Raw genomic sequence first — 21,077 nt, 5'->3', positions numbered from 1 at the left:
CAGGGAGGAAGCGCCGTAGATTGAGAGCGTTTCTGTAGAACAAGGCTGCCGAAATTCACTCCGAAGCGGTTCCCTGAACCTGTTTGTGTGCAGACACAGAGGCAACAGTAGGGGCAAACGGTTAACGGTCGTTATTCCGTACAAAGTGAGACAGAACCAGTTGCAGGCCAGAAGGGCCACGCAGCAATGGATGTCTAACAAGGGTGGTACCACGGTCTTTTCGTCCCTTCAGGGGAGAGAAGGCCTTTTTTTGTTGCAAAAACACCACAAAAAGGGGGCAATTACACATGAAAGAACGTTTAGAGGCATTGAAGATCGAAGCGCTGGAGCAGTTGTCTAGTGTGAATGATCCGCAGACGCTCGGTGATCTGCGTGTAAAGTATTTGGGAAAAAAGGGTGCATTAACTGAGATTTTGCGTGGTATGGGTGCGCTTAGTGCGGAGGAACGTCCAGTTATTGGTCAAGTAGCCAATGATGTTCGGGCTGCCATTGAGGAAGTCATCGACAGCAAGCAGGATCAGTTCCAGAAGGAAGAGACGGCGAAGCGTCTGCAATCCGAGAAAATTGATGTGACTCTGCCAGGACGTCGTGGACGTCAAGGCGGACTGCATCCACTGACCAAAGTGGTACAGGAGATCGAAGATATTTTCATCGGTATGGGATACCGCGTTGCAGAAGGTCCTGAAGTCGAAATGGATTATTACAACTTTGAAGCATTGAATCTGCCGAAGAATCACCCGGCGCGCGATATGCAGGATTCCTTCTATGTTACCGAAGACTTGTTGATGCGTACCCATACATCTCCGGTTCAAGTACGTACCATGCAGAGCATGAAGGGCGAAGTGCCTGTCAAAGTCATCTGCCCAGGTAAAGTATACCGCCGTGATGACGACGATGCGACGCACTCTTTCCAATTCAACCAGGTTGAAGGTTTGGTCATCAGCGAAAACATTCGTATGAGCGATCTGAAAGGAACCCTGTTGCAATTCGTGCGCGAAATGTTCGGTTCCCACACAGAAATTCGTCTGCGTCCAAGCTTCTTCCCGTTCACAGAGCCAAGTGCAGAAGTGGATGTAACCTGTGTACAATGTGGCGGCAGCGGCTGTCGCGTATGTAAGCAAACAGGCTGGCTTGAAATTTTGGGCGGCGGTATGGTTCACCCGAAAGTACTGGAAATGGGTGGATACGATCCGGAGAAATACAGTGGTTTTGCATTTGGTATGGGCGTAGAGCGTATCGCGATGCTGAAGTATGGTGTCGATGATATCCGTCACTTCTACAACAGTGATCTGACCTTCCTGAAGCAATTCGGACGGCTGTAACTTTAAGACAAGAAAGATTAACCATATAGAGCAAGCGAATGAACCGGGAACACCAATTTATAGATGAAGGAAGTGAACGTCCATGAGAGTATCGACAGATTGGCTGTCTGATTATATTTCCCTTGAAGGTGTGACGCCACAGGAATTGGCGGAGAAAATCACCCGTGCGGGTGTCGAAATTGATGTAGTGGAGAACCGCAACAAGGGCGTGAATAAAGTTGTTGTAGGTTATGTGAAAAGCAAGGAGAAACACCCTGATGCAGACAAACTGAATGTATGTGTCATCGATGCCGGCCAGGAAGAAGATCTGCAGATCGTGTGTGGTGCGAAAAATGTGGATGCAGGCCAAAAAGTAGTCGTAGCCCTTGTTGGAGCGAAGCTCCCTGGTGGATTGGATATCAAAAAAGCCAAACTGCGCGGTGTTGTCTCCCTTGGCATGATCTGTTCCGCCAAAGAGCTGGGCATGAACGACAAATTGTTGCCGAAAGATCAGCAGGAAGGTATTCTCGTTCTGCCGGAACAAACGGAGGTTGGCACGCCAATCAGCCAGGTTCTTGGTCTCGACGATCATGTGCTTGAACTGGACCTGACACCAAACCGTTCCGACTGTCTCAGCATGCGTGGTGCAGCTTATGAAGTGGGTGCCATCCTGGGTCGTGAAGTGAAGCTGCCAAGTCCCAAAGACCAACTGGTTGAAATTGGTGATGCAGCCGCGAATCATATCTCTGTAGAGATCAAGGCACAGGAGCAATGCATTCACTATGCAGCTCGTTATGTAACCGGCATTAAGCTGGGTGCTTCCCCGCTGTGGATGCAAAACCGTCTAATGGCGGCAGGTGTTCGCCCAATCAATAACATCGTTGATATCACGAACTATGTCATGCTGGAATACGGTCAACCGCTACATGCATTCGATGCGGATAAACTGGAAAAGGGCCATATTGAAGTGCGGATGGCCAACGAAGGCGAAACGATTGTTACGCTGGATGGACAGGAGCGCAAGCTGGAGCCGCACATGTTGCTCATCACGGACGGCGTGAAACCTGTAGCCATCGCTGGGGTTATGGGTGGCGAGAATTCCGAAGTATCGGAAGGCACGGTGAATCTGTTGCTGGAGTCCGCCAAGTTCGACGGCGGTACTGTACGGAAAACGTCGCGCCAACTGGGGCTGCGTTCCGAAGCAAGCATGCGTTTTGAGAAGGAAGTAGACCCGGGTGCGGTCATTACGGCTTTGGATCGTGCGGCTGAACTGATTCAGCGTTATGCTGAAGGTGAAGTGCACCAGGGAATCGTGGAAGCTGGAGCAGAAGCTGCGGAGAAACGTGTAATTCAATTGTCGCTGGACCGACTGAATCGTTATCTGGGAACTGATCTGTCTTTGCTTGAGGTAAAAACGATCTTCGCTCGCTTGCACTTTGCATGTGGTGATGCTGATCAAGGATTGCTGGATGTGGAAGTGCCAACACGCAGAGGGGATATTACGCTTGATGTAGACTTGTTTGAAGAGATTGCACGCCTGTACGGATACGACAACATTCCAACCACATGGATTGAAGGGCCGACGACTCCAGGGGCATATACACGCTCTCAAGCAATGCGCCGCACGATTCGTGGATTGCTCTCAGGCAGTGGCTGGCAGGAAATGATCAGTTACTCCTTTGTACACCCGGATAAAGCGACTCTGTTCCCGGCGTTGACACAAGGAAGTAAAGCCGTGAAACTCGCGATGCCTATGAGCGAGGACCGCAGTGTGCTTCGTACGAGCATTTTGCCGCAAATGCTGGATGCAGCGGTGTATAACATGAACCGTAAACAGGATTCACTGGCTGTATTTGAAGTGGGCAATGTGTTCTTCACTGAAGAAGATCAGTTGACCAAGCAACCACATGAGATTCCGGTACTGGGCTTGTTGCTCACTGGTAATCGTGCAAGCCAGCAGTGGAATGTTGGAGCGGAGAAAGTAGACTTCTTCGATCTGAAAGGTGCTCTTGAGCATCTGTTCGCTTATGTGGGGCTTGAACAACGCATTCGCTTGGTAGCAAACAGCCCTGAAGGATTCCATCCGGGACGTTCCGCATCGGTTTACCTGGAAGGTAAGGATGGCGGGGAAGGTACATTGATCGGTACAGTGGGTCAATTGCATCCGGAACTGCAACAGCAGTATGATCTGAATGATGTGTACATCGCAGAGATTGCACTTGAATCGATCTATAATGAAGCAGACGCTGACATTCGTTATCGTGAGCTTCCGCGTTTCCCGGCCATGGAACGTGATATCGCGGTTGTTGTGAATGAGGATATTGAAGCAGGAGATATGCTGCGCGCCATTCGTGAATCGGCGGGTGAATTGTTACAAAACGTACAGGTATTCGATGTGTTTACTGGCAGTAAACTGGGTGAAAACAAGAAAAGCGTGGCGATGGCACTGGTATACCGGAATCGTGAACGTACACTCACCGATGAGGAAGTTACTGAAGTTCATGCCCGTGTAGTGGCTCGTCTGGAAGAGCAATTCGGAGCGGAATTGCGTAAATAGGACAAAAGAAGATTTTTTGAACAAAGATTAGCAGGAATTGTTTGAAGTCACATCGAATCCTTAGCATTAGAGGATCGATGTGACTTTTTTGTGATTACAGCTTAGAATCAACATACAGACTTGAAGGAGGGCACAACTGTGACTACACCTGATCGTACACGCGTCACCGTAGAGATCTACGGGACTTCCTATAAACTGGTTGGCAGCAGTGCCGACTATATGAAACAAGTAGCTAACCTGGTAGATGAGCGTATGGGCGCGATCTCCAAGCAAAATTCCCGTCTGGATACTCCGCGTATTGCGGTACTGGCGGCTGTACATATGGCTGAACAGTCTCTTCAGACTCAGGAAATCCGTAATGAACTGAAGATGCTCACTGGAGAACGTACAGAACTGAGAAACGAATTGAATCGGTTAAACGCCATACAAAATGAACATCAACAAGAATTGGAACGGCGTGACCAGGCTCTTGCTGATTTGCAACAGCTGAAGATTGAAGCAGAGCAGGCGTTGCAAAAGTCCGAATCGGACAAAAATTCAGAGATAGCCAAGTTGAATAAGCTGCTGGAGCAAGAACGCGCTCAAGCAACGGAGCGAGTGCAGAAATTGCATGCCCAAGCGACAGCACAACTGAAGGAAGCAGAAGCCAAGGGAACGAAACAGCTGAAGGAAATGGAAGAGAAAGCGGCTAACCAGCTTAAAAATGCACAGGCACAGGCTGCTTCCCAGCTCAAAGAAGCTCAGAACCGTTCTGCAGCCGAATTGCAGCAGGTGCAGGCCAAAGCTGCGGCGCAATATAAAGAGTTGCAGGACAAGACTGCAGCTCAATTAAAAGAAGCCGAAAGCCGTGCCGTTGCAGAACGTCAACAGATTGAAGCCAAGGCTGCGCAGCAGGTTCAGACAGCCAAGGAAGAAGCCGAGTCGGCCATTTTGTCCGAGTTGGAGCAGGCAGAGAGCAATCTGAAGAAAGCTCAGGAAGAGGCAACGCTGCAATATAACGAACTTCAGCAACAGATGGAACTTCGTCTTCAACAGGCTGAAGAAAAAGCGCTGCAACAGACACAAGAGCTCACGGATCAGGCGAATCAGGAACGGGCTGACTTGCAGGAACAAGCGGAGCAGAAGCGCCTGACTGAGATAAATCAGTTGAATGCGGAGTTCAAGGCGTTATCCGAGCAGTTGGAACTCGAATGGATGGAAAAAGAAGCAGCCCTCGAGGAACAATTGCAGCAAGCCAAGGAAGCAGCAGCGTCCCAGGCGAAAGAAGCCGAAGCGGCGGCAGAGGCCTTGTTGCAAGAAGAACAGGGCAAGCTCAAGCAGCAACTTGAGGAACAACGTAAACAGGCGGAGGCTCGACTATTAGATGTCGAAGAACAATTAGAAGAAGTAATGACCCAGCTCATTAGTGCACAGGACTTGGTTGCAGAGCAAGAACAGCAGCTTCAGCACGAGCGTGGTCAATTGGAATCGTTACGTCATGAGCATGGGGTCCGTAAACAGGAGCAGGAAGTTCAGACTCGCCGAATTACGGAACTGGAGCAACAACTGGAGCAGTTGAAAGAGGACCGTTCCCAGTTGCAGGAGCTTCTGCGTGAAACGGAACAGGCTGCCCAGCAATCCCGTGATCTACAGGAACAATGGAAGCAGAAGTATAATGAAACTGTGGATAGAGAAACCTCTCTCGCAGCGCAGCTACGCAAACTTCAGGAGCAACATGCACAGCTTGAACAGGAAGCCCAAAAGCTTCGTGAGGCTGAAGTGAAGTCGGAAGAGGAACAGCGCAGACTGCAAAAAGTGCTTGAACAGGCTCATGCTGCGGTGCGTACATTGCAGAATGAGATCGGCACGCTTACGGAACGTGAGCAGTCCTTGAAGGATCTTGCTGAGCAGCGATTGGCTGAGATCGGAGACCTGGAGAATCAGATTCTTGAAGTTGCTGAACAAAATGAAACGTTGGAGTCTGGTGTGCAATCCCTTCATGATGAATTGTCCGTGGTGAAGGAAGAGTCTCGTTTCAACCATGAAGAGGCTGTGCAATACCAGAAGAGTGCAGAGCTTTTGGAAGAGAAACGTAATCAGCTTGAAGTTGAGCTAAATGTTGTTCGGGAAGAGCTGAACCGACTTCAGGATAACTATAAACAAATCCGTAATGATTACAGTGATGCATTACAACGGGAAGAGAATTACAGTTCCAAGCTGGATGAATTGAGCAAGGAGAAACAAGAGATTGTGAGCGCACTTGAAGAAGCAAGACAGTCTTCGGCTAAACTTTCCGAGCGTTACTCTGAGCAAGAGAGCCGGCTAGCCCAGACTGAGGAAGAAGCGTTGGAATGGCAGATCAAACACGAAGAACTGTCAGCCAAACAGGCCGAGTTGGCATCCCGTCTGGAGCAGTTGACGAGACGTGAAGAAGAACTTCGCTCAAGCGTTGAACAAGCAGAGCAGAACGACCAGGTATGGCAACGCCGTGCAGATGAATGGGCGGCTCAGGAACAATCCTGGCAGGAACGCTGGGCTACACTTGAGAATGAACTGACGGTTTGGAAGAGAGAAAGTGCGGCAAGTAGTGAGTTGCTGGAGGGACTGGAACAAGAACGACAGCAGCTGGACAAGTTACGTGCAGAAGCGACCCAAGAGAAAGAGATCATGGAAACTGAACTGCTTGAGATGGGGGAGCGTTACGAACTAGCGGCGAATCAATTACGTTTGTTACAGGTTGAACGTGAAATGGAGCAGGAGAAGGCAGAGCAGCTGAACACGGAATATCGTCAGTTGCATGATGAATATACGAAATTGCAGACGGAATATAACGAATGGATTGAATTGATTGAACAGGACCAGACCTAGCGGAATGAATGCAGCAGAACTGGCTCGTGGGCAACGTACTCTGGTACAATTTGTTATACTAAAGAAGGAGCTCCCGTCGCTGCGGGGGCTCCTTGTCTTGAATACTATTCTTCAACGATAATTTTGGAGATCATGCTGCTGTGTCCTGAACCGCAGAAGACAGAACAGGACATTTCAAACTCACCAACTTTGTCCGGGGTTATGACTTTGGAGCTATTTCTGGTATCCAGTTGAAGATTCAGCTCAGGCACAAGGATACCGTGATTTCCGTTTTCATTTTTATAAACAATGTTAACGGGAACGCCTTTTTTAAGATGGTACTCAGGTTGATCGAATTCATAGTTACTCGCCTTGATGACCAATTCTTCACTGGCTGTAACTCCAGCATCAGCATCGGATCCATTGCTGCCAGATTCTGCGGACTGTTTCGCTCCTCCACATGCAGTGAGGACCAGAATTAACATACAGGCAGCAAGCCATGTTATGCCTTTCTTCATCATGTGCCTCCTTAAAGCGTGATATGGATAAAATTTGAATGATTGCTCCAGTCATCATACCGCAATATGTGGATGCCTGTACACGCTGCGTATGTCGTTTTTTTGAAAATTGTACGTGTACGGCAGAGCGTGTGTACTGCCCGAATGAAATAAACCCCTTCCGGCACAGGGCCTTCAGAGGTTTAGGAGAATACATGGGGACGTTAGGGTGAAGTGGAGATTAACTTTTGGAGCTTCGTCCGGCATCAAAAGGGGTGGATACCGGGATGAAGAGATCGATAATCCCGATAACCAGCGCAGCGAGAATGGCACCGAGCAGGCTGACTTCAACATGATCTACAACATATTGACCAAGCCAAATCACCAGTGCGCTAACGATAAATCCGACAATACCGCGACCAAACGGGTTGACTCTTTTGCCAAAGATACCTTCAACGATCCAGCCGAGCAGGGCAATGACAAGAGCAAGCAACAGAGCGCTCCAGAAGCCACCAACGGCGAATCCGGGAACGATCCAGCTGACCACCATTAATACAATTGCAGCGATGACAAATCGCACGACATGTCCCAGGAAATTCATGGTGTTTACCTCCTTTTATTCGGATTGAACTGAGCAGGGCAACTCCAAGGGGATGGAGAGGTTGCACAATCCTGACACCTGTAGTTTGTGGTGTTATGGTTGAAGTTATGTGTGGAAGGATTCGTTAAATAGCGTAAGAAAGTTTCTTTCGTTATAATACAGATATAGTTTGGAAGGAGTTGTACACTTGGACACGAAAATTTTACACACACTGGAATATCGCAAAATTTTAAATACATTGCTTAGCTTTGCCCAGACGACCATGGGAAAAAAGAAAGCGGAGCAACTTGAACCAAGCAGTGAACTTGAAGAAGTGAAGCGGTTGCTGCAGCAAACCGATGAAGCCTTCACATTTGATCGCTTGAAAGGCTCACCGTCGTTTGGGGGAATTGTAGATATTACGGCTTCCATCAAACGTGCTGAAATTGGAGGCACACTTAACCCTCACGAACTTTTGGGAATATCCAATACAACCTTTGCAGCGCGGCGATTGAAACGTCAGATTGGTACTTTGCATGAAGATGAGCCCATCGAATCATTGTTCTATATCAGTGATCAACTGTCAGAGCAAAAAACGCTTGAGGATGCCATCAAAATCTGTATTGACGATAATGCAGAGGTTGCCGACAGTGCAAGCGTAACGTTGGCGCAGATTCGTCGTGAGCTGCGAGGCGGAGAAGCGCGAATTCGCGAAAAACTGGATTCCATGATTCGATCCTCTACCGTATCCAAGATGCTTCAGGATCAGCTCATCACCATCAGAGGAGACCGTTTTGTTATCCCGGTGAAAGCTGAATATCGTTCGTACTTTGGCGGGATTGTGCACGATCAATCCGGTTCGGGTGCGACATTGTTCATTGAGCCGGAATCCATTGTTGCAATGAACAACAAATTACGTGAAACCCGGATTCGGGAAGAACGCGAAATAGAAATTATTTTGCAGAAATTGACGGCACTTGTCAGTGAGCAGGGAGAGTGGCTGTTGTATGATGTCGACTTGCTGGGATCACTTGATTTTATCTTTGCTAAAGCACGTCTGGCTCGTGAACTGAAAGCAACATTGCCTCGCATGAATGACCGCGGGTTCCTGAAGCTCAAGAAAGGCCGTCATCCACTGATTCCGATTGAAAACGTGGTACCAATTGACATAGAGTTGGGCAATGATTATACATCCATTATCGTGACAGGTCCCAATACGGGTGGTAAAACGGTAACGCTCAAAACGATTGGATTGCTGAGCCTGATGGCCATGTCCGGTTTATTTGTTCCGGCTGAGGATGGCAGTCAGTTATGTGTATTTGATGCGATCTATGCAGACATTGGGGACGAGCAGAGTATCGAGCAGAATCTGAGTACTTTCTCCAGTCATATGACCAACATCATTCGTATTCTGAAAAACATGACACCAAAAAGTTTGGTATTGCTCGATGAACTTGGCGCAGGGACAGATCCGGCTGAAGGTTCCGCATTGGCGATCTCCATGCTGGAGCATATGCACCGGACGGGATGTCGCATGGTTGCAACCACTCACTACAGTGAACTGAAAGCATACGCATATGAGCGTAAAGGTGTTATTAATGCCAGCATGGAATTTGACATCAACACACTGAGTCCAACCTATCGCCTTCTGGTGGGTGTACCTGGACGAAGTAATGCATTTGCCATTGCAGAGCGACTGGGATTGCCGGGTTACATTCTCGACTACGCCCGTGGCGAAGTGAAGGAAGAGGATCAACGGATTGAGCACATGATTGCTTCTCTTGAAGAGAACCGTCTTACGGCTGAACAAGAGCGTGAGAAGGCAGAGAGCTTGCGCCAGGATATGGAGAAATTACGCAGTCGTCATCAGACCGAACTGGAGAAGCTGGAACAGCAGCGTGATCGCCGGATTGAAAAAGCAGAAGAAGATGCACGCAGCATTGTGGACAAGGCTCGCGCGGAAGCGGAGAAGATTATAGCAGATCTTCGCCTGTTGGCTATGGAAGAAGGTGCTTCCGTGAAGGAGCACAAACTCATTGCTGCCCGCAAACAGCTGGACGAGGCTGAACCGGAGAAACGCAGAAAAACGGTCAAAAAAACGGCAACAGCGCCGAAGACTCGTGCTATCGGTCCTGGTGATGAAGTGCTTGTCTACAGTTTGAATCAAAAAGGCCATGTTGTAGAGATGGCGGGCAGCAAAGACGCTATGGTACAACTGGGGATTATGAAAATGAAAGTATCCCTGGATGACCTGGAACTGCAGCAATCGGCTCCCGCAGCCAAACCAAAGCAAAAACCGGTAACGGGTATGAAGCGCACACGTGATGACAATGTGAAAAGTGAATTGGATTTGCGCGGTACCAACCTGGAAGAAGCCCTGATGGAGACAGACCGGTTCATTGATGAAGCTTTCCTTGCCAACTTGGGCCAAGTTTATATTATTCACGGTAAAGGTACAGGAATTTTACGTTCCGGTATTCAGGATTACCTGCGTAAGCATAAACATATTAAAAGCTACCGGCTGGGCAATTACGGAGAAGGCGGGAACGGTGTGACCGTCGCAGAATTGGAATAGCCGGTCCATGAATCAATGATATTCTGCGACCTTATTCATGAAGGTTGCAGATGGGGAGAGGGGAACGGTGCGTGATAGAAAGCATTGACCAATTGCTGTCTCATCCCTTGGGGATGGTACTCGGTTTTTTCTCGGTAGCGATTATGGAGCTGCTCGTATTTTTGGCTTGCTTCGAACTGGTGACTAAATATAAATGCTGGACGGAGATCAAGAAGGGCAATGTGGCCGTTGCGATGGCTACAGGAGGTAAGATCTTCGGGATCTGCAACGTATTGCGGTTCTGCATACAAGCGAAATCTTCGGTATATGAAGCCATGACGTGGTCATTTGTAGGGTTTATCCTTCTGCTCATTGCCTATTTTTTGTTTGAATTCCTGACACCCGTGTTCTCCATTGATAAGGAGATCGAATCGGATAACCGAGCTGTCGGATTGATATCCATGATTATTTCAGTCTCGCTGTCGTTTGTTATTGGCGCGAGCATTATCTAGGGGGACCGGTCATGAAGATATTGATACGGATTTTGTTTGCGGCATCGATCGTGTTTTTTGCCATCGGTGTCATCTATGTAATGAATACATGATTATATGAAAGAGAAAGGTTGATCAATATGGAAACAACAGTATGCCCTTGGTGTCAGACGGAGATTGTATGGGATGAGGAGCTCGGTCCTGAAGAAGAGTGTCCTTATTGCCACAATGAGTTAAAAGGATACCGTACACTCAACATTAACATCGATGATGAAGAGAACGATGAAGCTGAGGACGACATCTATGATGTAGACGATGTAACGAACGAGAAACAGACTACGGATCTTTCGGATCTGTGGGGGGATGAAGTCGAACTCAAATTGCCGGAGTTGCGAACGTTAACCAAATACGCGGATGAAGGTAATGATCTCATTCAGTATGAACAAGGTGTACAGAAGCAACTTGATCATCAGGAAGAAGTACCAGAGTGCCCGAATTGCCGGGAATTCATGATTCTCGCAGGTACACAAGCTACAACGCAGGATAACTTCACACCAGTTGCTAACGCAGCTTCAGGCGAAGGGTCACTATTGGCATCACCGTTTAAAGTATTGACCTATGTATGCTCGGGATGTTTCCAAGTTCAATACAGTCTGTCTGAGGAAGATCGTCTGCGTCTGATCAAGAACCTGAGTACGCAGGAATAAACATTTCGGCGATTCTAACCAATTTCATAGCAATCCTGAAGATTCATCATGTTTTCCTCTTGCTTGGGGCACGTTAACCCTAAGACCTACCTGTACATAGTTCACTTCAGGTGGATGAAGGAGGAGCAGATGAAGATTACTTTAGGCCGACAATCCATTCTGCTTTTGGGCGTGAATGGATTGTTTGCGTTAGCCGGAGCGCTGTCGGGAACCTTTTTGAATGTGTTTCTGTGGAAAAGCCGTCCGGATTATGCCATGTTGGGGTGGTTCACTCTCAGCCAGCAACTGGCCATTGGACTGACATTCTGGCTTGCTGGCAAATGGGTCAAGGAACACAATAAAATGAGTGCACTACGACTAGGTACTGCGCTGTCCGGCATATTTTATATGATAGTCCTCTGGGCTGGTTCCAAAGCTGTAGACTGGATATGGCCTCTGGGTATGCTACTAGGTTGTTCCTTGGGGTTATTCTGGATTGCATTTAATGTTGTGTATTTTGAAATAACGGATCGGGAAAACAGGGATTTATTCAATGGCTGGGTCGGGTTACTTGGTTCGATGACAGGAATTATAGGTCCATGGTTCTCCGGTCTGATTATTACTCGCATGACAGACAATACAGGATATCGGCTCATCTTCACGGTATCACTCGTTATTTATGTTATAGCAGTAGTTTTTAGTTTTTTTCTGAAAAAAAGAAAGGTGAGCGGTACATACCGCTGGTCGGAACCTTGGATACAGCTATCCAAGCGGGATAGTCCCTGGAGGACCTTAGGCCTGGGTTTATTCGCTCAGGGTGCACGTGAAGGTGTCTTTGCCTTCCTGATTGCACTGCTTGTATATTTGGCTACCGCACAGGAGTACAAATTGGGGCAGTTCTCACTCATCACTTCAGCTGTGGCACTAGTAAGTTATTGGGCAGCCGGGAAATGGTTTAAACCACAGTATAGATCAAAAGGCATGTTCATTGGAGCCCTCATTCTGCTTGTTGTGCTTCTTCCTCTTCTCTGGAAAGTGACCTATGGAACGCTGTTAATCATGGGTATTGGGAGTGCTGTTGCGATGCCGTTATATGTATTACCGATGATATCAGCGGGATTCGACATGATGGGCACAAGTGGCGAAAATGTAGAGAAAAGGGTTGAACTTGTCGTTTTGAGAGAGTTATGCCTGATGCTTGGCAGACTATGTGGGTTGGCCATATTTATTGTGACGGTCTTAAATGCTCCCTCTCTACGCATGTTAACCTGGCTTATTATTGTCCTCGGTGCTTCTCCGCTAATTGGATGGATCTTTATGCGCAAGTTATTGAACCGAACGGAAGGGCAAGAGCCCTCGGCTTAGCAGGCTTCCCAATATATAAACAGGGTACAGCGGCGGGAAAAGAGAACTTTCCGTGTGCTGTACCCTGTTTGTAGTTGTATTGATTCAGTTGTTGGTTATACAGGAGATGGTTTATTTGTACGTGTGAGAGAGAACAGATCCATATCAGGGTTTTGTTTGCCAGTAATAGCATCCACAATTAAGGAAGCAGCAATCATGCTGTATACAGTCCCGTTACCTCCATATCCTTCTACAAAATATGAATGCGGATAATCGGGATGTGTACCGATCAGGGGGAGGCCATCATTCGTATTACCAAACACAGCGCCCCAGGCATAATCGACTTCAAGATCATCTAAAGGGAAATAGGAACGGACCTCTTCCAGGAGTGTATCTCCCCGGTGTTTTGAACGTATTTCACGTTGATCCTCTCGAGGTGTTTCTTCATCCAAACCGCCTGCGATGATTCTTCCGTCCGGTGTTGTTCGCATATACAAATATGGGCGAGCTGTCTCCCAAATCATGCTGTGTTCAAACCATTCACTAAGATCAGACAACGGTTTGGTAGCAATCGCGTAGGTCGTTTTCAGATAGGCTCCGCGATCCTTTTTGATGTCCTGTGTCTCGTAACCGGCAGCAAATATGACTTTCTTGGCACGGATTTTACCGTTGGCAGTGTGGCAGACTACACCATCTTCATCGTATTCACAGTGTATCATCTCCGTCTGACCATAGATTCGAGCGCCACGCTTATTGGCGGATTCAAACAAGGCATGAACAAAACGATAGGGGTTCACTTCCGCATCTCCCATGGTGTACAGTGCAGCGGGTTTGCTGAAGGGGAAATGCTGGCTTATTTTGTCGGCATCCCACAGTTCAGCTTCAAAACCATAACGCTTCAAGGTCTGATATTCTTCCTCCAATAGGGCCACATCATCTTCACTGCTCGCAAAACAAAGACTTGTTCGTGGGATAAACCAAGGGTCTGTATCCAGGCTGTCTGCAATTTGAGCAAGTTGTTTCATGGCTTCACGACAAAGCTCATAAAAACGTACGCCTGTTGCTTCACCAAAAGTGTGGATACATGAGGTTAGTGTCTTGTCATTGGTGTATTGTAAAAGACCTGTATTGGCAGAACTGCTGCCGTTGGCAATGTCTCGCTTATCAATCACAACAGTGTTAACACCCTGTTCCGTGAGTAGTTTAGATGTCAATGCGCCCCCCATGCCCCCACCAATGATGAGGCAGTCACAAGAGATGTCTTCTTGCAGAGCAGAATAATTAAATGTTGAATTGAAAGTGGAGGGCCAGAAAGGTGTGCCATAGACCAGATCCATTAGAAACATCTCCTTTATAATTTAAATTTGTATACTTTTGTGTGACCGGGTTAACAATAATTGCGCATAAACTTTATGCCGAGGAGGCCATCGAAACATGCAGAATCATACTATGCAAGCGCTGAGTCCCAAGGAATTGAACTACATTGCGGACTCTATCACCAATGAAGAACTGCTGATTAAGCAGTGTGCAGCCACAGCTTCCATCACACATAATCCACAAATTCAACAAGCTCTGAATCACTATGTTCGCTCACATGAACAACATCTGAACACGCTTGTCAATGCACTGCAGCAACATCAGTCTCTTGCACCGGCGCAAGTCAGTAATTGAAGACAACTCTAACTGTATAGGAGGAAAACGCATGTATTCTCAATCTTTATCATCTAATGGCGCTTTTATGCAGGAGCAGGATCTGCTGAAGTCGATTCTTGCAGATTTAAGACGAACCTCGCGCGAATATACGACTGCGACAACGGAAGCTTCCTGCCCCATGACACGTCGAATGTTCACAGACCTGACGAACGATACCCTAAGATTACAAGGGGAACTGTTCAATCTGATGCAGCAAAACAACATGTATTCTGTCTCGTCCAAGGCACTTCGTCAGGACGTGGACAAGCAAATTCAGTCCGCCCACCAGACCCAACAAAAGTGTCAGCAATTCATTCAGGAAAAGAATACGCAGAACAGTTCATATAGCCAAGCTCCTAATGTGTCTCAGCATCAACCGAATTACGGTAACCCTTATTACATGTAACCTTTGCAAAAGAGGTTTGAAGCACCTAACGTTACAGGACCATACCACCGCTTGCCTGAATTCAGGGCAGGCGGTCTTTTGTCTATGCATCAACGTCAAATTCATGTAATATAAGTATTAATTCATTTTCAGGAACCTGGATGACGCTGGAGGGAAAACCATGAAAGATTTGAACGATCTGCAATTAAAAGTTCTGGATCTGCTGAAGGAAGACGCGAGAAGGACTCCCGCACTGCTGTCGACGCTGCTGGGGGAGTCGGAAGACAAGATCAAGAACGCCGTGGCACAGCTAGAACAAGACCACGTCATCGTGAAATACGCAACCGTCGTGAACTGGAGCAAAATAGATGATGAAAAAGTAACGGCCCTGATTGAAGTGCAGATCACGCCGGAGCGTGGTCGTGGTTTTGAAGGGATTGCCGAACGTATTTATCTCTATCCGCAAGTAAAGTCCGTATATCTCATGTCCGGTGCATACGATCTGCTCGTTGAAGTGGAAGGTGGCAACCTGCGTGAAGTCGCTAATTTTGTGTCGGAGAAACTGTCTCCGATAGACTCTGTACTTTCAACCAAAACGAATTTTATTCTTAAAAAATATAAGCAGGACGGGATTATCTTTGAAGACCATCAGGAAGACAACCGTCTCATGATCTCGCCGTAAAGGAAGATGTGTCATGATAGTGAATGAACAGACAACCGGGAACAACAAGAAAATGACATCTTATCTGGCACCCCTCGTGCAGCAGATACCTCCATCCGGAATTCGTAAATTTTTTGATCTGGTTGGAGACAACAAGGATATTATCACATTGGGTGTGGGTGAACCTGATTTTGTTACCCCTTGGCATATGCGTGAAGCTTGTGTATACTCGCTGGAAAGAGGTATGACCAGTTACACATCCAACGCAGGTATGCCGAAGTTGAGAGAAGCCATCAGTGAATATTTGGATACTCAGTTTGATACCAAATACGATCCCAAGGATGAGATTATTGTTACCGTGGGTGGCAGTGAAGCGATTGACTTGGCTTTGCGCGCATTAATCGTACCTGGCGACGAGATTCTCATTCCTGAACCTTCGTACGTGGCGTATTCACCAATCGCTTCTATCGGTGGCGGTATACCAGTTGGTGTTGAAACCTACGCGAAAGATCAGTTCAAGTTAACGGCCGAAGCACTTGAAGCTGGTATCACACCGAAGTCGAAAGTGGTTATTCTGTGTTATCCGAGTAATCCCACTGGAGCCATCATGACGTATGAAGAGTGGTTGCCTATTGCTGAAGTGATTAAAAAGCATGATCTGATTGTGATCGCGGATGAAATTTACGCTGAATTGACGTATACGCAAAAACATGTTAGTTTTGCAGCTATCCCTGACATGAAGGAGCGGACTATTCTCGTAAGCGGATTTTCGAAGGCTTTTGCAATGACAGGTTGGCGGATCGGTTACATGTGTGGTCATCCTGAGCTTATTGCAGCCATGCTCAAAATCCATCAGTATACGGTAATGTGTGCGCCGGCCATGGGTCAGGTTGCTGCACTTGAGGCGTTGACGAATGGTTTGGGTGAGAAAGATCGGATGGTAGAATCGTATAATCAGCGTAGACGTTTAATTGTGCAGGGCTTCAGAGATATTGGACTTGATTGTCATGAACCTCAGGGAGCATTCTATGCATTCCCGAGCATTCAAAAGACGGGTATGAGTTCAGACCTGTTTGCTGAGCGATTGTTAACGGAGAATAAAGTGGCTGCTGTTCCGGGCAATGTTTTTGGCCCTCAGGGTGAAGGCTTCTTGCGTTGTTCTTATGCTACTTCTGTAACTCAATTAAATGAAGCTTTGGAACGAATCGGAAACTTTGTTTACAAACTGCAAAAAGAGGGTTAATACTAAAGTAGAATCTTTTTACAAATGTGACATTGTTATTATTGGAAAAAAATAACTTTATTTTACAAAATAATGTGATATAATTCAAATTTGAAATAAGTTTTCATATATTTGGAAACCATTTTTCCAAGGAGGGGTTAGCTTTGTTTTGTGTTGAATATGATTTACCGACGAATCGTGGGCACTATCTGGCAGAAGGCGATCATGGCGACCGATGGTCGGTGAAACCCGATAACGCATCTTTGCATGACATTTCCTTGGAAGATGAAATTCATATGCTTCGTCGCAAGATGGAACAGATCTTCCTCGAAGAGAAATCATTCACATCCGATATTGTAATTGAGATCAGCAGTTTGCTGGATTTAAAGATTAATGAATATATGAAGGCTAACCCGATTAAAGCAAAATAACGTTTATGCTGGATTGAAACGTTTCATTAATCGAATTAGAAAGGGAGACCTGAGAAGGTCTTCTTTTTTGTGTGTAAAGGCAGGGTGATCCCCCGATAAGCCAGGTTATTTTTTTGCGTGGAACAATTGTGATATATTGGACATAGGAGACTAAAGGGGGAACTGGAATGAAGAGATTTTGGGGGCTTACTGCAATCATTTCTATCGTTTTTCTGCTTGCTGGTTGTGGAGGTAAAGATGGTTTTTCCATATTCATCATTGATAACCAAGGAAATCCATCTGTAATCTCAGAACAGTTACAGGCCAATCTGCAACAGAAACTGGGTGAGGAACCTAAGGTGGAAGTGATTACCAGTGCGATGTATGATGTTCAGAAAATTATGGTAGAGTATGCGGCTGGAGGACATGATATCTTTATTTTGCCTGAGTCCGACATGAAACAATACGGAAGTAATGGCTCCAATGTTCCGCTGGATGATACTTTTGATCCCAAGAAGTTTGAACGGGGTGTATTTGAGGGTGGAGTATTGGTAGAGAAGGGTGAAGGAGATGAAGGTTCAGACATCAAGCAAGAATCACATCTTTACGGCATTCCACTCGAAGATATGAAAATGTTTAAAGATGTAGAATATGCTGCGAGCAATTTGTTCGCCACCATTCCAGTGTCATCTTCCAATGTCGAAGAATCCAAAAAAGTGCTGAAGGCGCTGACAGAGTAAAGAAAATTCAGAATGGCTATGGAAGGAGGGAAGCGGATTGCTGATTACGGTCACAGGCGGCATAGGTAGTGGTAAAACCCGGTTTGCCCTCAAGTACGCAGCCGGGATTAGCCGGGAGGGTGTATATTTATCCACCGGTGATCATGATCCCGTTATTCCCGAATTGCCATCCGCTCATTATCGTGCCATTCATGCCGGGAACGGTCAGCATCTGACAGAGGTGATCACCCAGATTAATCGGGAATCCAATATGTTTTTGGCGGATCAGCGAATTGTAATTGTAGACAGTCTGACCTCCTGGATGGCTGCCGGTTTCAGGGCAACAGAGGATCTGGATCATCAGCGTTCAGAGACACAGCTTTTGCTTGATGCATTATTGTCTTATCAGGGGAAGTTGCTTGTGATTACCAATGAAATGCATGGCACATTGCATCCTACCGAGGAAGAACGAATATTTACAGCGAGAATGGCTTCGGTTAATCGGATGCTGCAGATACATGCTGAAAAGATGTACTTGCTGGTATCTGGTCTGGCTATCGATCTTAAGAGTCAGGGCATGCGAAATGAAGATGAACGATAGCGAGATGACATAAACGGGTGACATAAAGAAGCCTCCTTAACCACGAATTGGTGGCGAGGAGGCTTTATTTATTAAGCTATCCTTTTTATTTCTGCTTTTTGCTACGTCTGATCCACCAGATGATACATCCGATGACAATGATGGCCAGAATGACATACACTACAATGGAATAGACGTCCATAAAGTGCAAAATGCTCTCCCATGATGCGCCAAGCGCAGCACCAACGCAGACAAGAATGACATTCCAGATCAATGTACCAATGGTTGTAAAGAGAAGGAATAAACCAAATTTCATATTGGACATGCCTGCGGGAATGGAGATAAGACTACGAACGAGGGGAACCATTCGGCAGAATAATACGGTCCACATGCCATATTTGTCAAACCATGCATCGACACGGTGAATGTCCTCTTTTTTGATGCGCAGAACATGTCCCCAGCGTTCCACAATTTTCTCAAGGCGTTCGACGTCAATGAGTAGACCAATACCATACAAGAGAACAGCACCAAGGACAGAACCAATAGTTGCAGCGATAATAACTCCTGGAAGAGTGAGACTGGTATAGGTGGTCATAAATCCGCCAAACGGCAAGATGATTTCGGATGGAATTGGGGGAAATACGTTCTCAAGAGCAATAATGAGTGCAATGCCTATGTAGCCGTATTGTTCCATGAAATCGGTTATCCAGTTTTGCATAATCGTCTCCTTTACTTTTGGTTTCCTTTGATTTGTCGTATACTCGGCAGAGCACACCAATTCTTATATACGTGTAAAGCGATAGACGGGTTTCTGAAAAAATGGCATTCCCGTATTCATTATTATATTACCAATTGGAGGGATAACGATGGGCATATATACACGAACAGGTGACGAAGGACAGACTTCGGTCATCGGTGGACGCGTCATCAAGGATGATGACCGAGTTGAGGCTTATGGTACGATTGATGAGTTGAACTGTTTTGTAGGCCAGGCGATCAGCCTTATTGACTCGGCTCAAGGGGAATTTGAAGATCTGCGTGAACATTTGCTGGAAGTTCAGCAGGAACTGTTTGATTGCGGGTCGGATCTGGCCTTTGTGAAGATTAGTGAGACCAAATATAAGGTGAGAGATGAAATGGTCACACGTCTGGAACAATGGATCGACCAGTATGATGCAGAGAATCCAAAAGTGGAACGGTTCATTATTCCTGGTGGTAGTCAGCTTTCTTCTGCTCTTCATGTGTGCCGTACTGTATGTCGTCGCGCAGAGCGTCGCACGGTAACACTCGGACAACATACAGATATTAATCCGTCTGTACGGCGGTATCTAAACCGACTGTCTGATTATTTCTTCGTGGTTGCACGGACGGCCAACGCGAGACAACAGGTGGCGGATATTGAATATGTGCGGAGCAAAAAAGTCTTCCGCCGCAAAGAATGAGCCAGTATTATTCGCCGATTGTCTACACGGTGACCGAACAAGAAGATGGCTGGCTGCTGAAGACCGTGCTTCAGCGGCGGCTGCTGGTGTCGCGTAAGCTTTTGTCCAAAATTAAGCTGACCGAACAAGGTGTCATGTTAAATGGAGAGCGCGTGTACATTAGCGTCAAGGTAGCTGCGGGTGATGTCGTTGAAGTTCGGATGGAGCAAGAGGAATCGGATGATATTTTGCCTGAGCTTATTCCCTTTACCGTTCTGTATGAAGATGAGCACTTGCTTATTGTCAACAAGGATGCGGGCATCATCGTTCATCCGACGCATGGACATTATACGGGTACTTTGGCAAATGGCGTTGTTCATTATTGGAAATCTAAGGGTGAGCGCTTCCGGTTCAGACCGATTCATCGACTTGATCAGGAAACGTCAGGTGTGCTCGCAATAGCCAAGAACCCTTATGTGCATCAGCATGTCTCTGAACAGATGATCGCTGGAACAGTAGACAAGAAATATATTGCACTTGTGCACGGAAGCCCTGTCCCGGAACAGGGATCAGTAGATGGCCCGATTGACCGCGATCCTGAAGAGCCACACCGCCGAATCGTAACACCTGATGGTTACGCTGCAAGAACGTTGTACACGACCGTAACACGTTGGGCAGAAGGTAGCGCCAGTGCGATAAGCCTCAAGCTGGAAAGTGGCAGAACCCATCAGATCAGGGTACATATGACGTCCATCGGCTGCCCGTTGATAGGTGATCGAATGTACAAGACACTACCTGTGCATGAGATCGATGAGCAGACCATGGCTGTTCGAGAAGAACGGGATACCTGGATCGAACGCCAGGCATTACACGCTTGTGAATTGACGTTTGAACATCCAATTCTAAAGGAACGCATAACGTTTCAAGCTCCTTTTCCAGCAGATATGGCCGCCCTAGAGAAGCGTTTGAATGATGAGGCAGCTCCAAGGGAGATGCTCTAAGAGAGAGCGTCGGAGCACTTCCCTAAGATATGAACCCTTTGCCGTAGCTTGTGCAAGGCCCGTCCTGTTTGGGGTTCAATGCTGTTTGCTAACCCTTGTGAGGGATGCTTCATGCACCCGAACAGTATGCCGTAGGCTAATCTTTATGGT

Annotated in this window: 20 protein-coding genes; 16 read left to right on the top strand and 4 right to left on the bottom strand. The window is 46.9% G+C overall.

What is annotated here, in order from left to right; translation table 11 throughout:
• Positions 1 to 287: 287 nt before the first annotated feature.
• The 3 genes from pheS to MKY28_RS17160 all read left to right on the top strand — a co-directional run bounded on the left by pheS (position 288) and on the right by MKY28_RS17160 (position 6,705).
• A complete protein-coding gene (gene pheS, locus MKY28_RS17170; protein ID WP_036669769.1) occupies positions 288 to 1,322 on the top strand; it encodes a phenylalanine--tRNA ligase subunit alpha in 1,035 nt (344 codons plus the stop codon).
• Between the two features lie 82 nt (positions 1,323 to 1,404).
• Positions 1,405 to 3,858 (top strand): phenylalanine--tRNA ligase subunit beta, encoded by a 2,454-nt coding sequence (pheT, locus tag MKY28_RS17165; protein WP_340936455.1) that lies wholly within the window; start codon positions 1,405 to 1,407, stop codon positions 3,856 to 3,858.
• A 138-nt stretch (positions 3,859 to 3,996) separates the two neighbouring features.
• Positions 3,997 to 6,705: a hypothetical protein gene (locus tag MKY28_RS17160; protein WP_340936454.1), complete on the top strand. Its 2,709-nt coding sequence runs from the start codon at positions 3,997 to 3,999 to the stop codon at positions 6,703 to 6,705.
• A 104-nt stretch (positions 6,706 to 6,809) separates the two neighbouring features.
• Here MKY28_RS17160 and MKY28_RS17155 read toward each other — a convergent pair whose 3' ends face one another.
• Both MKY28_RS17155 and MKY28_RS17150 read right to left on the bottom strand, forming a co-directional pair.
• Positions 6,810 to 7,202 (bottom strand): cytochrome c oxidase subunit II, encoded by a 393-nt coding sequence (locus MKY28_RS17155; RefSeq protein WP_036669784.1) that lies wholly within the window; start codon positions 7,200 to 7,202, stop codon positions 6,810 to 6,812.
• A 220-nt stretch (positions 7,203 to 7,422) separates the two neighbouring features.
• The gene (locus MKY28_RS17150; RefSeq protein WP_036610114.1) at positions 7,423 to 7,782 is read right to left on the bottom strand and encodes a phage holin family protein; all 360 of its coding nucleotides are present in this window, start codon (positions 7,780 to 7,782) and stop codon (positions 7,423 to 7,425) included.
• Positions 7,783 to 7,969: 187 nt separating this feature from the next.
• Between MKY28_RS17150 and MKY28_RS17145 the strand changes: the two genes are divergently transcribed.
• From MKY28_RS17145 to MKY28_RS17130, 4 genes are all read left to right on the top strand, one after another.
• Positions 7,970 to 10,336: an endonuclease MutS2 gene (locus MKY28_RS17145; RefSeq protein ID WP_047842259.1), complete on the top strand. Its 2,367-nt coding sequence runs from the start codon at positions 7,970 to 7,972 to the stop codon at positions 10,334 to 10,336.
• Positions 10,337 to 10,407: 71 nt separating this feature from the next.
• Positions 10,408 to 10,827, top strand: a complete 420-nt coding sequence (locus tag MKY28_RS17140; protein ID WP_036610109.1) for a DUF350 domain-containing protein — start codon at positions 10,408 to 10,410, stop codon at positions 10,825 to 10,827.
• A gap of 119 nt (positions 10,828 to 10,946) precedes the next feature.
• Positions 10,947 to 11,513, top strand: a complete 567-nt coding sequence (locus MKY28_RS17135; RefSeq protein WP_076327048.1) for a hypothetical protein — start codon at positions 10,947 to 10,949, stop codon at positions 11,511 to 11,513.
• A gap of 129 nt (positions 11,514 to 11,642) precedes the next feature.
• A complete protein-coding gene (locus MKY28_RS17130; RefSeq protein WP_036610105.1) occupies positions 11,643 to 12,857 on the top strand; it encodes an MFS transporter in 1,215 nt (404 codons plus the stop codon).
• A 95-nt stretch (positions 12,858 to 12,952) separates the two neighbouring features.
• Here MKY28_RS17130 and MKY28_RS17125 read toward each other — a convergent pair whose 3' ends face one another.
• Positions 12,953 to 14,173, bottom strand: a complete 1,221-nt coding sequence (locus MKY28_RS17125) for an NAD(P)/FAD-dependent oxidoreductase (protein WP_340936453.1) — start codon at positions 14,171 to 14,173, stop codon at positions 12,953 to 12,955.
• A gap of 97 nt (positions 14,174 to 14,270) precedes the next feature.
• On the opposite strand from MKY28_RS17125, the gene MKY28_RS17120 reads away from it, so the two are divergent.
• From MKY28_RS17120 to MKY28_RS17090, 7 genes are all read left to right on the top strand, one after another.
• Positions 14,271 to 14,507, top strand: a complete 237-nt coding sequence (locus MKY28_RS17120; protein ID WP_036610100.1) for a hypothetical protein — start codon at positions 14,271 to 14,273, stop codon at positions 14,505 to 14,507.
• Positions 14,508 to 14,538: 31 nt separating this feature from the next.
• Positions 14,539 to 14,934, top strand: coding sequence for a spore coat protein (locus MKY28_RS17115; protein WP_017689630.1), 396 nt, complete (start codon positions 14,539 to 14,541; stop codon positions 14,932 to 14,934).
• Positions 14,935 to 15,094: 160 nt separating this feature from the next.
• Positions 15,095 to 15,595: an Lrp/AsnC family transcriptional regulator gene (locus tag MKY28_RS17110; RefSeq protein ID WP_024628343.1), complete on the top strand. Its 501-nt coding sequence runs from the start codon at positions 15,095 to 15,097 to the stop codon at positions 15,593 to 15,595.
• Between the two features lie 13 nt (positions 15,596 to 15,608).
• On the top strand, positions 15,609 to 16,817 hold the full coding sequence (locus MKY28_RS17105) for an aminotransferase class I/II-fold pyridoxal phosphate-dependent enzyme (RefSeq protein WP_036610094.1): 1,209 nt from the start codon (positions 15,609 to 15,611) through the stop codon (positions 16,815 to 16,817).
• 188 nt (positions 16,818 to 17,005) lie between these two features.
• A complete protein-coding gene (locus MKY28_RS17100) occupies positions 17,006 to 17,227 on the top strand; it encodes an aspartyl-phosphate phosphatase Spo0E family protein (RefSeq protein ID WP_179198508.1) in 222 nt (73 codons plus the stop codon).
• A gap of 167 nt (positions 17,228 to 17,394) precedes the next feature.
• Positions 17,395 to 17,946, top strand: coding sequence for a hypothetical protein (locus tag MKY28_RS17095; RefSeq protein WP_310333874.1), 552 nt, complete (start codon positions 17,395 to 17,397; stop codon positions 17,944 to 17,946).
• 37 nt (positions 17,947 to 17,983) lie between these two features.
• Positions 17,984 to 18,526, top strand: coding sequence for a bifunctional adenosylcobinamide kinase/adenosylcobinamide-phosphate guanylyltransferase (locus MKY28_RS17090; protein WP_340936452.1), 543 nt, complete (start codon positions 17,984 to 17,986; stop codon positions 18,524 to 18,526).
• Positions 18,527 to 18,611: 85 nt separating this feature from the next.
• On the opposite strand, the gene MKY28_RS17085 is transcribed toward MKY28_RS17090, so the two are convergent.
• The gene (locus MKY28_RS17085) at positions 18,612 to 19,223 is read right to left on the bottom strand and encodes a DedA family protein (protein ID WP_091014720.1); all 612 of its coding nucleotides are present in this window, start codon (positions 19,221 to 19,223) and stop codon (positions 18,612 to 18,614) included.
• 148 nt (positions 19,224 to 19,371) lie between these two features.
• On the opposite strand from MKY28_RS17085, the gene MKY28_RS17080 reads away from it, so the two are divergent.
• Positions 19,372 to 19,947, top strand: coding sequence for a cob(I)yrinic acid a,c-diamide adenosyltransferase (locus MKY28_RS17080; RefSeq protein ID WP_036610088.1), 576 nt, complete (start codon positions 19,372 to 19,374; stop codon positions 19,945 to 19,947).
• Positions 19,944 to 20,927, top strand: a complete 984-nt coding sequence (locus MKY28_RS17075; RefSeq protein ID WP_340026922.1) for an RluA family pseudouridine synthase — start codon at positions 19,944 to 19,946, stop codon at positions 20,925 to 20,927. Before MKY28_RS17080 ends, MKY28_RS17075 begins: the two co-directional genes overlap by 4 nt.
• Positions 20,928 to 21,077: the final 150 nt, after the last annotated feature.

This window comes from Paenibacillus sp. FSL R5-0473 (assembly GCF_038004565.1).
In the GTDB taxonomy this organism is placed as follows: Bacteria; Bacillota; Bacilli; order Paenibacillales; family Paenibacillaceae; genus Paenibacillus; species Paenibacillus amylolyticus.
This window is presented reverse-complemented; position numbering and strand designations above follow the sequence as displayed.

Coding starts and splice junctions, on each gene's coding strand:
- pheS (WP_036669769.1), top strand. CDS start 288: ATGAAAGAACGTTTAGAGGCATTGAAGATCGAAGCGCTGGAGCAGTTG.
- pheT (WP_340936455.1), top strand. CDS start 1,405: ATGAGAGTATCGACAGATTGGCTGTCTGATTATATTTCCCTTGAAGGT.
- MKY28_RS17155 (WP_036669784.1), bottom strand. CDS start 7,202: ATGAAGAAAGGCATAACATGGCTTGCTGCCTGTATGTTAATTCTGGTC.
- MKY28_RS17150 (WP_036610114.1), bottom strand. CDS start 7,782: ATGAATTTCCTGGGACATGTCGTGCGATTTGTCATCGCTGCAATTGTA.
- MKY28_RS17135 (WP_076327048.1), top strand. CDS start 10,947: ATGGAAACAACAGTATGCCCTTGGTGTCAGACGGAGATTGTATGGGAT.
- MKY28_RS17130 (WP_036610105.1), top strand. CDS start 11,643: ATGAAGATTACTTTAGGCCGACAATCCATTCTGCTTTTGGGCGTGAAT.
- MKY28_RS17125 (WP_340936453.1), bottom strand. CDS start 14,173: ATGGATCTGGTCTATGGCACACCTTTCTGGCCCTCCACTTTCAATTCA.
- MKY28_RS17120 (WP_036610100.1), top strand. CDS start 14,271: ATGCAGAATCATACTATGCAAGCGCTGAGTCCCAAGGAATTGAACTAC.
- MKY28_RS17115 (WP_017689630.1), top strand. CDS start 14,539: ATGTATTCTCAATCTTTATCATCTAATGGCGCTTTTATGCAGGAGCAG.
- MKY28_RS17110 (WP_024628343.1), top strand. CDS start 15,095: ATGAAAGATTTGAACGATCTGCAATTAAAAGTTCTGGATCTGCTGAAG.
- MKY28_RS17105 (WP_036610094.1), top strand. CDS start 15,609: ATGATAGTGAATGAACAGACAACCGGGAACAACAAGAAAATGACATCT.
- MKY28_RS17095 (WP_310333874.1), top strand. CDS start 17,395: ATGAAGAGATTTTGGGGGCTTACTGCAATCATTTCTATCGTTTTTCTG.
- MKY28_RS17085 (WP_091014720.1), bottom strand. CDS start 19,223: ATGCAAAACTGGATAACCGATTTCATGGAACAATACGGCTACATAGGC.
- MKY28_RS17080 (WP_036610088.1), top strand. CDS start 19,372: ATGGGCATATATACACGAACAGGTGACGAAGGACAGACTTCGGTCATC.
- MKY28_RS17075 (WP_340026922.1), top strand. CDS start 19,944: ATGAGCCAGTATTATTCGCCGATTGTCTACACGGTGACCGAACAAGAA.